Raw genomic sequence first — 14,239 nt, forward strand, 5'->3', positions numbered from 1 at the left:
CGTGAGTGATCTATCGGCGCAGGTGCGAAGTGCACTCGATGCTGCTGTCACCGCAATTGGTGGTTCTGCTCGTGAAGGTCAGATTGAGATGGCTGAAGCAGTTGCCAATGCACTCACAGACCGCCATCACCTGATGGTTCAAGCAGGAACAGGAACTGGAAAATCTCTTGCCTATTTAGTTCCAGCACTGGTGCATGGGCGCAAAGTATTGGTGGCAACTGCAACCCTTGCTCTGCAGCGTCAATTAGTGGAGAGAGATTTACCGGCTGTTGTTCCAGCGCTAGAAAAAGCTCTGGGTCGCGAGATCACCTTTGCCATCTATAAGGGCGTTGGTAACTATGTCTGTCTGCAGAAGATGAATGCAGATGACACAGATCCTGATGGCGAGCTTTTACTTGAATCTTCCTATTTGGAAAAAGATGCAAAGAGGCTGATTGCATGGGCGAAGACTCCTGGAGTCTCAGGAGATCGCGATGATGCACCGGAAGTCGACCGGCGCGTGTGGGCTGCTAACTCTTTATCGGGGCGTGAATGTGTGGGGGCAGATGCCTGCGCATGGGGTGCACAATGTTTTGCAGCAAAAGCTAAGGCAAAGGCGCAAGATGCTGATGTTGTTGTCACTAACCACACCTTGCTTGCTATCGAAATTGTTGATTCCCATCCCATCTTGCCTGAGCGCGATGCGGTGATTTTGGATGAGGCACAAGAATTTATGGATCGCACGACGCAAGCTGTGACAGAGGAGCTGACATCAGGTCGCGTGCAGCGCGCTGCTGCGATGGCTCGTAAATATATGCCGGGCAAACCATCGGATGCCTTTACCAATGCAGCAGATAGTTTTCATGATGCGATGGAAGATTATGGCCAGAGCGTCAAAGGTGACTTTGCAGCACAAGGAAGGCTAGAGGATATTCCAAGTTCTCTTGAGGCACCGATTCGTAAGGTGAAAGAGGCGGCAACCGCCCTTGTGCAGTTGATTAACGCCGATGATGAAATTATCGATCCTGATGAGAATGCAGAGCGGGCGCGTGTTAAGGGCGCCGTGCAAGAGATTGCAACCACTGCAGGCAAGTTGCTGAAGATGGGTAATGAACATGTGCTCTGGTATGAACCAACATTTTCAACGCTGCATTTAGCACCGCTTTCTGTCTCACATATCTTGCGCAGTAATTTGTTGACGCAGAATCCTGTGATTGCAACGTCGGCAACGCTGACTGTGGGAAATAACTTCGATGCGATGGCTCGCAGTATTGGTTTTGTTGTGGGATCAGATACTGATTCTGAAGTAGCACCTGGTGATATCGATCCTGCCAATGTGCAGATGTTGGATGTGGGATCTCCCTTTGATTTTGCCAATCAAGGTGTTCTCTATATGCCAAAGCACCTACCCGAACCAGGACGCGATGGTCCAAGTCAAGAAGTACTCGATGAACTCGGTGAACTCATTGATGCAGCAGGAGGGCGCACATTGGCTCTCTTTAGTTCATGGCGTGGTGTTGAGGCAGCAGATGCCCATCTGCGCAAAGTATTAGTGGATTTACCGATTGCGATCATCACCCAAAAGCGTGGAGATGCTGTTGGCCCATTGGTGGAGCGCTTTGCAAAGGATGAGACATCAATTCTCTTGGGCACGATGTCTCTCTGGCAGGGTGTGGATGTGCCAGGTAACTCTTGTATTTTGGTTGCTATCGATCGCATTCCCTTCCCACGTCCTGACGAACCGGTGATGTCTGCACGTTCTTCCTTAGCTGATGCATCAGGTGGCAGTGGATTTATGCAGGTCTCTGTTCCACGAGCAGCGCTGCTCTTGGCGCAGGGGACAGGGCGATTAATTCGAAGCATTGATGACAGAGGCGTTGTTGCAATTCTTGATTCACGTATTGTGACTAAGAGATATGGAAGTGTCTTGCTTAACTCAATGCCGCCGCTATGGCGCACAAGTGATGCAGCGATTGTGCGCGATTCACTTAAACGCTTACGCGATAGCCTCTAATTCATCAATGATGGTGCGCACCTGCGGCCATGTCTTTGCAAAGCTTGGATGAAGCGGCAGGCGAGTGACATCATCGAATTTCACCCAGCGCACTTCATGTGATTCATCGTTGAGTTCATGGCCTTCAAGGTTTTCATTTGCTAGAGCGATAACAGTTGAGTAACTCCAGCCATTGTGATCATCGGTGAAGGTGTGAACGGCTTGCAGATCTGCAGGATTAATCCCTGTCTCCTCAACGGCTTCTCTCATTGCTCCATCAATAATCGATTCGTGTGAGTCGCGCGCTCCTCCTGGAATGCCCCATGTATCGCCATTGTGAACCCAGGGTGCACGATGCTGTAAGAAGATGGCGCCATCTCGAATAATCAGTAAGCCTGCTGCGCCATGTTTGCCCCAATGTTTGGAGCCGCATGCGCACTCAATCCATCCATCACCATCTCGCGCAGCCATACTCCTAGAGTATCCACAGTTGCCATTTTTTGAACTCTGAAGTGGTGCGTGCGCATCTACCCTGCCGCGCATGAAGACGCTAATTACACTCTCACTGCTCCTGACATCACTCTCACTGCCAGCCCATGCCACAGATTGCATTGAAAGGGCTTGTATTGATGTCTATACCCAAGATGGAAAGATCGTTATTGAGGGACGCAAAGGAAGTGGTCCTGTTGAAAAGAAAGCTGTGGCGCCAGCTCCTGCCAAGACACGTAAAGCGATTGTGCGAAAGCCTGTTGCACCAAAGCCAAAGGTGACAGGAACTGCAAAGCCAAAGGTAGTGACATCGACCAAAAAACCTGTGGTGCGAAAGAAGCCCACACCACAGCCCACAGCAAGTGCAACATCATTAAGCGATAAGTTGGTTGAGATGCTGCCAACGGCAGGTATTTCTTACTCACCATCTTTTCAACCATTAATCAAAGTTCCTGTCTTCTTCTGGTGCGATATTCCAGATGTTGTCACGAAGAAGATTGAAATTGTTGGTGAGATTGTTGAGGTCTCACTCAAGCCCAGCTTCATCTGGCATTACGGCGATGGCGTCATCTTTGCAACGCGTAAAGCAGGAGCTCCGTATCCAGATGGGGAAATTCGACATTCCTATTCAACCCCTGGCCACTATCTCGTGCAGCTCATAACCAGCTGGGATGGTGACTTCACCGTGCAGGGCGTGAAGTTACGCATTCCTGGTGAGATTAAAACCGTCTCCATCGTTCCGATCACCGTTGTTGCAGCACCGTCTCGTTTTACACCACCTGTTCTCTTTACACGTTAACCCACTTCCCTGAAAGGCTTATATGACAACTCTTACCTCCCCACATGATCTCCTTGCAGCAATTCCATTTCTCATCGGGTATCACCCACAGAACTCTTTAGTCCTTGTTGCACTCAAAGATGAGGCGGTGGGGATGGCGATGCGCGTTGATATGCCGAGTGATTTGCAGGCAAGTGGTTATGACCTTCTTGCATCGCACTTTCTGCGCGATGAAGCAGATGGCGCATTTGTTGTGGCATATGTGGGGGCCGGCGCAGTAGATCCTGAGAATGTTCTAATCAATACATCTGCAGCGCTTGTGCGTGCTGGTATTGATATTAAAGAGTCTTTGATTGTGCGTGATAATCGTTTTCGCTCGATGCTCTGCTCGGATCTCACATGTTGCCCGCCGGAAGGAAGCGTTGTTCCAGATTTAGATTCATCACGTATCGCTGCAGAACATGTCATTGCAGGACATCCCATGCCATTTGAAAGTGTTGATGGTTTGGTGCAATCCATTGCTGCTGTGCCATCTTCTTTTGAAAGTGCGTGGCAAGATGAAGTGCATGCCTTCTGGGTCAGTAGCGATAGTGAAGAGATACAAGAGCTGCAGCGCGATGGAGCAACAGCCATCATTGATTTAGCAGGTGAATATCGCGAGGGGCGTGGTGCAGAAGATAGAGAGCTTGCAGCTCGTGTTATTGGGCGCCTGAGTGATATCCAGGTGCGCGATTTTGCATTGGGATCACATGCAGATGAGAGCACTGATTACTACTGGGTGATGTGGCGAGATCTACTGCGTATTGCACCTCGTGGATTTGTAGCCCCTGTTGCCTGTCTCTTTGCAGCGATGGCATATGAACGGGGCGAGGGAGCACTGGCCCATAAGGGGTTAGACCGTGCGCTGGGCGATGATGATCAATACTCATTGGCCCATCTCTTGCGCCGAGTCTTTACCGCGGGCTGGCCACCACAGTCATTTTCTGCGATGCGAGCGCAGCTTCACCCCAAAGTTGTGGCGGCAATCTTCGGGTAATATATGTAGTGGTCACGAGTTCTCATCGATAGCCCCGGCTGATGAGACGGCAACCCTCCACCGCGGTGGGGTGCTCCGGGTGACGACCAGGTAGCTACACATCATGTGTTGCTGCAAGTGCGTGAAGGATTTATCTATGAGTAGAACTCCCAACTTCGATGTCACCGGTGCGTGGCTTGAGGGCGATGAGCCAGGTGATCGTAAATTTGTAAAGATTGGTTTCCTGCTTCTTGAAAATGGCGAGACTCTTCCTGATATCACTATCGCCTATCAAACATGGGGAACGCTGAATGCGGATAAATCCAATGCGATTTTAGTTAACCATGCGATGACAGGATGGTCTGATGTCACAAGTTGGTGGCCTCAGATGGTTGGACCTGGCCTTGCATTTGATACCGATAAATACTTCATTGTGTGTCCTAACGTTATTGGCGGCTGTCAGGGATCAACGGGGCCATCGAGCATCGCACCTGATGGAAAGCGTTATGGCTCGCGCTTTCCTATCATCACTATTCGCGACATGGTCAATGCGGAAGTGGCCTTTAGTGATGCGCTCGGAATCGAGAAGTATTTATTGGCAGTAGGACCATCACTCGGTGGAATGAGATCACTGGAATGGGCTGTCCAACTTCCAGATCGCGTGGGAGCTATCTGCACCATTGGTTCCTCAGCTGTTGCCACAGGCGATCAAATTGGAACTGCAGCTATTCAAATCAGGGCCATTAAATCTGATCCACACTTTAACGATGGTGATTACTACGAACAGAGCCGCGGGCCCATCGAAGGCATGGGTATTGCCCGTCGCATTGCTCATCTGACCTATCGCACTGAATCTGAGATGGATGTGCGCTTTGGTCGCCAGCTCCAAGGTGATGAGACTGGCCGATATGCCGTTGAGTCATACCTAGATCACCAGGCCACAAAGCTTGCCAAGCGATTTGATGCCAATACCTATATCGCCCTGACAGATGCCATGAACTCTCATGACATCGGACGCGACCGTGGAGGAGTGGCTGCAGCGCTTGAGGCCATCACAGTGCCGGTCGTTGTGGTCTCTATCGATACCGATCGCCTCTTCCCACCTCGACTTCAGGTTGAGATATCTGAGCTAGTTCCGACTGCAAGCGCCCCCATAGTCATCAGTTCTGACTTTGGACACGATGGATTCTTGGTTGAGGCTGAGGCGATGGGCGATGCGATTCGGCACGCCTTGGATGTTGCAGGTACAATATAGGTATTACTTCGAGCAGTTCGAAGAAAAACCAAAAGGACAATTGTGGCTGTATTTAGTGCGCTCAAAAACAAGGCAAAGAGCAAGAAAGCTGCGGCAAAGCCAGCAGCAAAGAAATCTGTTGCGAAGAACTCAGCTACAAAGAAATCTGCTCCTGCAAAGAAGGCCGTTGCTAAGAAGTCTCCTGCTAAAAAGGCCGCACCTGTGAAGAAGGTTGCCGCAAAGCCTGTTAAGCCTGCCAAGGTTGAGCTCAAGAAAGATCTCTCTCCTAAGGAAGTACAGCAACTCGTTGATCTCAAGAACGCTGTTGCCCGTCAGAAAGAGATTGTTGAAACACTTGCAGCAAGCGGTATCGATAATTATCGCAAGGCAGTGAAGAAAGAATTTATGGCGCTCGCACTGGAAGCGCGTCAGCTCGATGAAGTAATCCCAGATGCCACAGAGAAGGCCCGCAAGGCAGGACTGGGCGCACCAAGTCGCATCCTGTCTAAGGCTCAGCTTGCACTGATCGCACCTAAGGAAGATCCCAAGGCGGCAGATGTTAAGGGCGGCAAAGCTGCCATAGTTCTTGATGAAGATGGCAATGAGATTGTTGTTGAAGAAGTTGAACTTGAAGATGTTGAAACACTGATTGCTGAAGCATCTGAAATCATTGATGCTGAATCAGATGGTAAAGATCAGCCACGCGTTGTCACTCTCTCTGATGAGACTAAGAATGAAGCTGGCTCCTTTACGCTGCAGGAAACTGATGCAGAAGATGAAGAAGAAGATAAGAATGAGCGCGAGAAGCATAAGAAGGACCTCAAGAATGTGAACCTCGTTCTTGAAGCTATCAATGGCCGTATTCAAGGCGTTGACGTTGCTCCTAAGCACAATATTGATCAGGCAGATGCTAAGGCGCTGACTTTTAAGCAGATCCAACAGCAATTTGCGATGAGCACCTTCAATGAGAAGTCAGCGAAGTTGATTGCAGAAGCCGTTAATCAGGGATATTTGAAGAACCTTGAAGATTTGCAGTATTACTTCAATGAGCAAGCTCGATTTATTCAGATTGAAATCAAGCGCCTTCCACCAGAGCAGACAGTTCTTACAGCAGGTGCAACAGCTGACCCTGTGAAGGATTACCTCAAGCAGATTGGCCGCGTTGCACTACTGAACGCAGAGCTTGAAGTGGAACTTGCAACACGTGTTGAGGCAGGTCTCTTTGCTGATGAAGCACTGAAGAATACAAAGAAGATTGATAAGAAACTCAAGCGCGAGCTTGAGTGGATTGTTGAAGATGGAAAGCGCGCAAAGAATCACTTGCTGGAGGCAAACCTTCGTCTGGTTGTATCCCTTGCTAAGCGCTACACAGGTCGCGGAATGCTCTTCCTTGACTTGATCCAGGAAGGAAACCTCGGTCTTATCCGCGCAGTTGAGAAGTTCGACTACACAAAGGGCTACAAGTTCTCTACCTATGCCACATGGTGGATTCGCCAGGCAATTACCCGTGCGATGGCAGACCAGGCTCGCACCATCCGTATTCCTGTTCACATGGTTGAAGTCATCAATAAGTTGGCACGTGTGCAGCGCCAGATGCTTCAAGATCTAGGACGCGAACCAACACCTGAAGAGCTCGCTAAAGAGCTCGATATGACACCTGAAAAGGTTGTTGAAGTGCAGAAGTATGGTCGCGAACCAATCTCACTTCACACACCACTAGGTGAAGAAGGCGACTCTGAATTCGGTGATTTGATTGAAGACTCTGAAGCTGTAAAGCCTGAGGAATCAGTGACATTTACTATCTTGCAGGAGCAGTTGATGCAGGTTCTCGGTGGGCTTACCAACCGTGAAGCAGATGTCATCAAGGCTCGTTATGGACTTACCGATGGTCAGCCAAAGACTTTGGATGAGATCGGCAAAGTCCACGGTGTGACACGTGAGCGTATTCGTCAGATTGAATCAAAGACGATGTCAAAGCTGCGCCACCCATCACGTTCGCAATCACTACGCGATTACCTCGATTAAAAAGTAGGTTTAATCCGTGGCTGATGCGAAGGTCTTTATCAACCCTAAGAGCGGATCTATCCGCATCACAGGAACCGTTGATATGGTCGATGCCGAAGGCAATCTGATTGAAACGATGGAGAACCCAAAGTTTTGTGGTTGTGGTCAATCAAAAGAAAAACCCTTATGCGATGGTTCGCATAAGGGCATTCTTAAAGATTAAGTTACTTAACTTCTACCAGCTTCTCTGACTCGTCCTGGATCTTTGCTGCAACGGTCTTAAGCTTTTCTGCATATTCCTTGCCGTGATGGGCACAGAACATTAATTCGCCACCTGTTACCAGAGTTGCACGCACGTAAGCTTGTGCACCACAACGATCGCATCGATCGAGGGCATTTAGAGGTGTGGATTCGAGGATTACTTGCTCGGTCATCGCGCTCTCCATATCGCTTAGGTGGGAAGTTCTTGTATATCTATGGAACATCATGCCAGTTCTCTTTATTCCCCGCTCGGCAAAATGATTCCAATATTGTAAATTTTTATCTATCCGAGCGTATAAATATCGATAATTAGGGGATATCTCACCCCGGCCAATCAATATATGAGACCTTCGGCGCGCTTACCTAGATGCGAACCATTGGCTAGATAACCTTTGCCACCGTGGCAGATGAATTGAACTTCGATGCAGCGGTGGATTCTAAAGATAGCTACACCGCTAAAGACTTGGCTGTCCTTGAAGGTCTCGATGCCGTTCGTAAGCGCCCAGGAATGTATATCGGTTCTACCGATTCTCGCGGCTTACAGCATTGCTTGTGGGAAATTATCGATAACTCTGTGGATGAGGCGCTAGCCGGTCATTGCAAGAAGATTGAAATCAATCTTGAATCAGATGGATCTGTTGAAGTACACGATGACGGTCGCGGAATTCCTGTTGATAAGGAACCAAAGACTGGTCTAACTGGCGTTGAAGTTGTCATGACAAAGCTACATGCCGGTGGAAAATTCGGCGGCGGTTCATATGCGGCATCTGGCGGCCTTCACGGTGTGGGCGCATCAGTTGTGAATGCACTCGCAGAACGTCTTGATGTGGAAGTTGACCGTAATGGCAAGATTTACTGGATGTCATTTAAGCGCGGAGTTGCAGGCGTATTCGATGGCGATGGACCGAAAGCTGAATTCACACCGCAATCAGGACTTCGCACCATTGGAAAGATTTCTGCCAAAGTAACGGGGACACGTACTAAGTGGTGGTCAGATCGTCAGATCTTCCTTAAAGAGGCTGAGCTCGATCTTGAGGATATCTACGCACGAGCACGTCAAACATCATTTTTAGTTCCAGGGCTAGCAATTACTGTCAACGATAACCGCAAGAAGGAGAAGAGCACACAAGTCTTCTTCCATAAGGGTGGAATCTCTGAATACTGCGACTTCTTACAACCTGATGCACCCGTCGGTGAAGTTATTCGCATCTACGGATCAGGACATTATCAAGAGACAGTTCCTGTCCTTGATGACAAGGGCCATATGGTCTCAACCGATGTTGAGCGCGATATGGAGGTTGATATTGCACTCAAGTGGGGCGTGGGCTTTGACACCACGCTTCGCTCATTTGTGAACATCATTGCAACTCCTAAGGGCGGCTCTCACGTGCTTGGCTTTGAGCGGGCAATCACGAAGGCCTTTAATGAGGCGATGCGTAGTGCAGGAATTTTGAAGAAGAACGAAGCCGATGTCATCAAAGATGACGTCATGGAAGGTCTCACAGCCGTTGTCACAGTGCGTATGTCTGAACCACAGTTTGAAGGACAGACAAAGGAAGTACTCGGTACAGCAGCTGCTACCAAGATTGTTTCAACGGTAGTGGCCGATAAGTTGAAGGAGTTCTTCTCCACTACGCGCCGCATTGATAAAGCAAATGGCAAGTTGATCATGGAAAAGATTGCAAATGCCTCACGCACGCGTATTAGCGCACGCGCTCATAAAGATATTCAGCGCCGTAAGAATGCTCTGGAATCTTCATCTCTTCCCACAAAGCTCTCTGATTGTCGCTCTGAAGATGTCACTCGCACTGAGCTCTTTATCGTTGAGGGCGACTCTGCCCTTGGCACAACCAAGGCTGCACGTAACTCAGAATTCCAAGCAATCTTGCCTATTCGCGGCAAGATTCTTAATGTGCAAAAGGCATCTCTATCTCAGATGCTTGATGATAAAGAGTGCGGATCGATCATTCAGGTTATTGGCGCTGGCTCTGGTAAATCATTTGAACTCGATGAAGCGCGCTATGGCCGCATTATCTTGATGTCAGATGCGGACGTTGATGGCGCACATATTCGCTGTCTACTTTTGACTTTGATGTATCGCTATATGCGCCCGATGCTCGATGCTGGTCGCGTCTTTGCAGCTATTCCTCCTCTTCACCGCATTGAAACAATGGGTGTGGGTGGCAAGAAGGGTGAATACCTTTACACATACTCAGATGATGAGATGAAGAAGGTCACCGCAGATTTGAAGAAGAACGGCAAGCGTTGGAAGGAACCTATTCAGCGCTATAAGGGCCTTGGTGAGATGGATGCAGATCAGCTCCGTGAGACCACAATGGATCCTGATGCTCGCACGCTACGTCGGATCACTGTTCCAGATGGTGAAGCTGCAGAGCGTATGTTTGAACTCTTGATGGGCTCAGATGTTGCCCCACGTAAAGAATTCATTGCAACTGCTGAGATCGATCGCGAGCAGATTGACGCTTAAGCTTTAATCGATTGAAACTAAGTCGAAGTACTCATCTTTCCAAATATCTTCATCGCCATCAGGTAGCAAGATCACACGCTCAGGCTTAAGTGCCTGCACAGCTCCTTCATCGTGAGAGACCATGATGACAGCGCCTTGATACTCACCGAGGGCTCCAAGGATTTCTTCACGTGATGCTGGATCTAAGTTATTTGTTGGCTCATCAAGGAGCAGAACATTGGCTGCTGATACAACCAAGGTTGCCAGTGCTAAACGAGTTCTCTCTCCACCAGATAAGACCTTCACCTGCTTATGAACATCATCGCCGACAAAGAGGAATGAACCTAAGACATTTCGAGCTTCTGGTTCACGAAGATCATCTTTAGAAGACATCATATTTTCAAGAATGGTGCGCTCGAAGTCGAGCATTTCATGTTCCTGGGCGTAGTAACCAAGTTTGAGACCATGGCCATGTTCAACTTTTCCTGTGTCAGATTCAAGTTGATTGGCAAGGATCTTAAGAAGTGTTGTCTTTCCCGCACCGTTAAGTCCCAAGATAACAACGCGAGAACCCTTATCAATCACGCATGAAACGTCGGTAAAGATTTCAAGAGAACCATAGTTCTTTGAGAGCTCTTCACCTGAAAGGGGAGTCTTGCCACAAGGAGCAGGGGTTGGAAAACGAAGTTTTGCCACTTTGTCACTAACACGGACATCTTCAAGAGATGAGCGAAGTTTTTCAGCACGACGTAACATGCCTTGAGCAGCTGTTGCCTTTGAAGCCTTTGCGCGCATTCGCTCGCCCTGCTTTTGCAAGATTTCAGCTTTCTTCTCAGCGTTGGCGCGCTCTTTCTTGCGGCGATGCTCATCTTGTTCGCGCTGCAAGAGGTATTGCTTCCAGCCCATGTTATAGACATCGATGACATTTCGGTTTCCATCGATGTAGAAGACTTTATTGACAACTGTTTCAATCAGGTTCACATCGTGGGAGATGATGACAAGTCCACCTGAATAGTTGATCAGGTAGTTGCGTAGCCAAATAATGGAGTCGGCATCAAGGTGGTTTGTTGGCTCATCGAGAAGAAGAGTTTCTGCCCCTGAGAAGAGGATGCGAGCGAGTTCAATACGACGGCGCTGACCACCTGAGAGTGTGTCGAGCTGGTTATGAAAGACAGCTTCTGTGACGCCAAGAGAAGTTGCAATTGCCTCTGCCTCAGATGTTGCTGCATATCCACCGGCAGCTGAGAACTCTGCATCAACGCGTGTGTATCGCTCAAGTGCTTTTTCAAGTTCGGCGCCTTCTGTCGTTGCCATCTCTTGTTCTACTTGTGTCATGCGCGCTGCAATTTGATCGAGGTCGCGAGCAGACAGGATGCGATCGAGTGCGGTTCCTTGATCTTCACCTGTGCGCGGATCCTGGGGGAGATAGCCAATCTTTCCTGTGCGCTGAACGCCGCCACCTGCAGGAAGATTTTCACCGGCAAGGACCTTGGCAAGAGTTGATTTGCCAGCGCCATTGCGGCCAACGAATCCAATACGGTCGCCATGATTGATGCGCACATTCACGCCTGATACTAAAAGGCGCGCTCCAGCACGGAGTTCAAGAGCGGTAGTGGCAATCATTTGGCGTATCTTCCCACAGTATTCCGATTACCTTGTAATCACTCTAGAATCGCCAAATGCTCAGCGTCATCTTGCTACTGATTGCTCTCACATTACTTGCCCTCTCCATCTATCAGCTGCGCATCATCAAGCGCATCAATGAGAAACTCATCAAATTAGTCTCACCTGAAAGAGATATACGTCGCATCGCAAAGGCGCAGAGCGATGCATCATGGGAGCACTACAGACAGAGTGAGTATTACGCCCAACTCATCAAGCTTTTAGATCTCAAAGCACCTATCCCTTCAACTCGTAGTTGGGCGGCATCTCCTGATGTGTTGCTGACTCTCTTAGATTTGGCCAAGAGTTCTAAGCCTTCTCGCATCCTTGATTTGGGATCTGGAATGTCGACTCTGGTCCTTGCTGTGAGCGCACCTGGTGCAAAGATCTTTAGCGTTGATAATTCAGCCGAATATGCAGGTAAAACTGAGAATCTTCTTACATCTCACGCCATCACCAACGTTGATATCCGCATTGCACCTCTTACACCACACTCATCTGGTGTGGATTGGTATGACCTATCAAAGTTAGGCGATATTTCATCTATTGATCTTCTCTTTGTCGATGGCCCACCGGGATCTAAGAATCCCAAGGCTCGTCATCCAGCCATTGCTGAGTGCGTTGCAAAGCTAAGCCCACGCGCCATTGTTGTGATCGATGATGCCGGCCGTGATGGTGAGAAAGATATGGCGCACGAGTTTGCAAAGGCGCTACCGAACCACACACTGGAATTTCTCTCCCATGAAAAGGGAACAGCAGTACTACTGCCTAAGTAACTACTCTTTGCCGATACGAGTACGGCGAGGAACTGCAAATGATTTTGATACCGCAGTGAGCTCATCAGAGACCTGCTTGCGGATCGCATCTTCATTCTTCAGAAGAGTTGCAAGGGCTGCAATGATTGCCTTGAGCTCTTTTGACTCTGTTTCAAGTTCAAGCTTGCTCATCTTTGTCAGACGGCGAAGTGGCATATCCAGGATGTAGGTGGCCTGCTCATCATTAAGTTTGAAATCCTTAATAAGCTTCTCTTTTGCAGCTGCTGCATCATCGCTACCGCGAATGATCTTGATGACCTTATCGATATCGATAATCGCTTTAAGTAGGCCATCAACGAGTGAGAGGCGATCTTCTGCCTTTGCCTTACGAAATTCTGAGCGGCGACGCACAACTTCGATGCGGTGATCGATAAAGACCTGCAAGAGTTCCTTAAGGCCTAGCGTCTGTGGCTTGCCCTTGACGAGTGCGACTGCGTTGATTGCAAAGGCATCTTCCATAGGTGTGAGTTTGAAGAGTTTTTCTAGGACATCTTCAGGTTCAAAACCATTCTTGAGCTCAATGACAACGTTGGTGCCCGTCTGGCCATCGGTGAGATCGATGATGTCTGAGATGCCTTGAATTTTCTTCGCCTTTGCAAGATCTGCAATACGTTCAACAATCTTCTCAGGTCCCACGTTAAAGGGCAGCTCGCGGATAACAAGGCCCATCTTGCGGGATGTGACCTTAGAGATTTCAACAGATGCGCGGATTTTAAATGAACCCTTACCGGTTGCATATGCCTCACGCACGCCTTCAAGTCCAACAATCTCTCCACCCGTTGGGAAATCTGGAGCAGGCATATGTTTCATCAATTGATTCAGCGTTGCCTTGGGGTTATCAATCAGAAACTTCGTTGCTGCAATTACTTCACCAAGGTTGTGTGGCGCCATATTGGTTGCCATACCCACTGCAATTCCTGAACCGCCGTTTACAAGAAGATTGGGAAATGCTGCTGGAAGCACAAGAGGCTCAGCAAGTTGTCCATCGTAGTTAGGGCCAAAGTCGACTGTGTTCTCATCTGCCTCTGCCACCATCGACATCGCAGCGGAAGCAAGACGTGCTTCTGTGTAACGCATGGCGGCCGGGCCAGCATCGAGTGAACCGAAGTTTCCGTGGCCATCAATCAGTGGAAGCTGCATTGAAAATGATTGCGCCATACGAACGAGTGCGTCATAAATTGCTGAGTCACCGTGTGGGTGCAACTTACCCATTACTTCACCGACAACACGTGCGCTCTTCACATGGCCACGCTCTGGGCGAAGACCCATATCGCTCATCTGATGAAGGATGCGGCGATGAACTGGTTTTAATCCATCGCGAGCATCAGGAAGAGCACGTGAGTAAATAACTGAGTATGCATACTCAAGAAATGATTCAGACATTTCTGAAGAGACATCGATATCAACGATCTTGCCAGGAAATTCTCCTGGCTTAGGTCCAACGACCTTCGCTGACTTCTTTGGAGCTGCTGCCTTCTTCGTTGCCATGGCGCGTATTCTGCCAAGCGATAGTGCTAAATCTTGGTACCTACACGCCCCCAG

The 14,239-nt window shown here is 48.9% G+C and carries 12 protein-coding genes and 1 riboswitch; of the genes, 8 read left to right on the forward strand and 4 right to left on the reverse strand.

Translation table 11 applies throughout. The features are described from left to right. Position 1: 1 nt before the first annotated feature. Entirely contained in the window at positions 2-1,993 is a 1,992-nt protein-coding gene (locus A1sIIA65_RS02425) for an ATP-dependent DNA helicase (RefSeq protein WP_190277138.1), read from the forward strand. Here A1sIIA65_RS02425 and A1sIIA65_RS02430 read toward each other — a convergent pair. Next, positions 1,976-2,443 (reverse strand): NUDIX hydrolase, encoded by a 468-nt coding sequence (locus A1sIIA65_RS02430; RefSeq protein WP_095676006.1) that lies wholly within the window; start codon positions 2,441-2,443, stop codon positions 1,976-1,978. The two genes, A1sIIA65_RS02425 and A1sIIA65_RS02430, sit on opposite strands and share 18 nt — an antisense overlap. A 70-nt stretch (positions 2,444-2,513) precedes the next feature. Here A1sIIA65_RS02430 and A1sIIA65_RS02435 point away from each other — a divergent pair, with 70 nt between their 5' ends. From A1sIIA65_RS02435 to A1sIIA65_RS02455, 5 genes are all read left to right on the forward strand, one after another. Beyond that, a complete protein-coding gene (locus tag A1sIIA65_RS02435) occupies positions 2,514-3,260 on the forward strand; it encodes a hypothetical protein (protein WP_095676007.1) in 747 nt (248 codons plus the stop codon). Positions 3,261-3,282: 22 nt separating this feature from the next. Next, positions 3,283-4,275, forward strand: coding sequence for a DUF4192 domain-containing protein (locus A1sIIA65_RS02440; protein WP_095676008.1), 993 nt, complete (start codon positions 3,283-3,285; stop codon positions 4,273-4,275). A gap of 10 nt (positions 4,276-4,285) precedes the next feature. Further along, positions 4,286-4,401: riboswitch (SAM riboswitch) on the forward strand. Positions 4,402-4,411: 10 nt separating this feature from the next. Next, complete coding sequence (metX, locus tag A1sIIA65_RS02445; RefSeq protein ID WP_095676009.1) at positions 4,412-5,509, forward strand: homoserine O-acetyltransferase MetX; 1,098 nt, start codon at positions 4,412-4,414, stop codon at positions 5,507-5,509. Positions 5,510-5,551: 42 nt separating this feature from the next. Continuing rightward, positions 5,552-7,513: an RNA polymerase sigma factor gene (locus tag A1sIIA65_RS02450; protein ID WP_095676010.1), complete on the forward strand. Its 1,962-nt coding sequence runs from the start codon at positions 5,552-5,554 to the stop codon at positions 7,511-7,513. Positions 7,514-7,529: 16 nt separating this feature from the next. Further along, complete coding sequence (locus A1sIIA65_RS02455) at positions 7,530-7,715, forward strand: CDGSH iron-sulfur domain-containing protein (RefSeq protein ID WP_095676011.1); 186 nt, start codon at positions 7,530-7,532, stop codon at positions 7,713-7,715. Position 7,716: 1 nt separating this feature from the next. On the opposite strand, the gene A1sIIA65_RS02460 is transcribed toward A1sIIA65_RS02455, so the two are convergent. Next, positions 7,717-7,926 carry a DUF7455 domain-containing protein gene (locus A1sIIA65_RS02460; protein ID WP_095531610.1) on the reverse strand — a complete coding sequence of 70 codons (210 nt, stop codon included), beginning with the start codon at positions 7,924-7,926 and terminating at the stop codon, positions 7,717-7,719. A 227-nt stretch (positions 7,927-8,153) separates the two neighbouring features. On the opposite strand from A1sIIA65_RS02460, the gene A1sIIA65_RS02465 reads away from it, so the two are divergent. Further along, complete coding sequence (locus A1sIIA65_RS02465; protein WP_095676012.1) at positions 8,154-10,241, forward strand: DNA gyrase/topoisomerase IV subunit B; 2,088 nt, start codon at positions 8,154-8,156, stop codon at positions 10,239-10,241. Between the two features lie 3 nt (positions 10,242-10,244). On the opposite strand, the gene A1sIIA65_RS02470 is transcribed toward A1sIIA65_RS02465, so the two are convergent. Next, positions 10,245-11,843: an ABC-F family ATP-binding cassette domain-containing protein gene (locus tag A1sIIA65_RS02470; protein ID WP_095676013.1), complete on the reverse strand. Its 1,599-nt coding sequence runs from the start codon at positions 11,841-11,843 to the stop codon at positions 10,245-10,247. A 56-nt stretch (positions 11,844-11,899) separates the two neighbouring features. Between A1sIIA65_RS02470 and A1sIIA65_RS02475 the strand changes: the two genes are divergently transcribed. Next, the gene (locus A1sIIA65_RS02475) at positions 11,900-12,658 is read left to right on the forward strand and encodes an O-methyltransferase (RefSeq protein ID WP_095676014.1); all 759 of its coding nucleotides are present in this window, start codon (positions 11,900-11,902) and stop codon (positions 12,656-12,658) included. Here the strand turns inward: A1sIIA65_RS02475 and A1sIIA65_RS02480 are convergent, their stop codons facing one another. Further along, entirely contained in the window at positions 12,659-14,185 is a 1,527-nt protein-coding gene (locus A1sIIA65_RS02480; RefSeq protein WP_095676015.1) for a DNA gyrase/topoisomerase IV subunit A, read from the reverse strand. Between the last annotated feature and the right edge of the window lie 54 nt (positions 14,186-14,239).

Origin of the sequence: Candidatus Planktophila dulcis, assembly GCF_002288225.1 — a bacterium.
In the GTDB taxonomy this organism is placed as follows: Bacteria; Actinomycetota; Actinomycetes; order Nanopelagicales; family Nanopelagicaceae; genus Planktophila; species Planktophila dulcis.

Bases quoted from the DNA above. Each gene is read 5' to 3' on its own strand.
- A1sIIA65_RS02430 (WP_095676006.1), bottom strand. From the start codon at position 2,443: ATGGCTGCGCGAGATGGTGATGGATGGATTGAGTGCGCATGCGGCTCC.
- A1sIIA65_RS02435 (WP_095676007.1), top strand. From the start codon at position 2,514: ATGAAGACGCTAATTACACTCTCACTGCTCCTGACATCACTCTCACTG.
- A1sIIA65_RS02440 (WP_095676008.1), top strand. From the start codon at position 3,283: ATGACAACTCTTACCTCCCCACATGATCTCCTTGCAGCAATTCCATTT.
- metX (WP_095676009.1), top strand. From the start codon at position 4,412: ATGAGTAGAACTCCCAACTTCGATGTCACCGGTGCGTGGCTTGAGGGC.
- A1sIIA65_RS02460 (WP_095531610.1), bottom strand. From the start codon at position 7,926: ATGACCGAGCAAGTAATCCTCGAATCCACACCTCTAAATGCCCTCGAT.
- A1sIIA65_RS02470 (WP_095676013.1), bottom strand. From the start codon at position 11,843: ATGATTGCCACTACCGCTCTTGAACTCCGTGCTGGAGCGCGCCTTTTA.
- A1sIIA65_RS02475 (WP_095676014.1), top strand. From the start codon at position 11,900: ATGCTCAGCGTCATCTTGCTACTGATTGCTCTCACATTACTTGCCCTC.
- A1sIIA65_RS02480 (WP_095676015.1), bottom strand. From the start codon at position 14,185: ATGGCAACGAAGAAGGCAGCAGCTCCAAAGAAGTCAGCGAAGGTCGTT.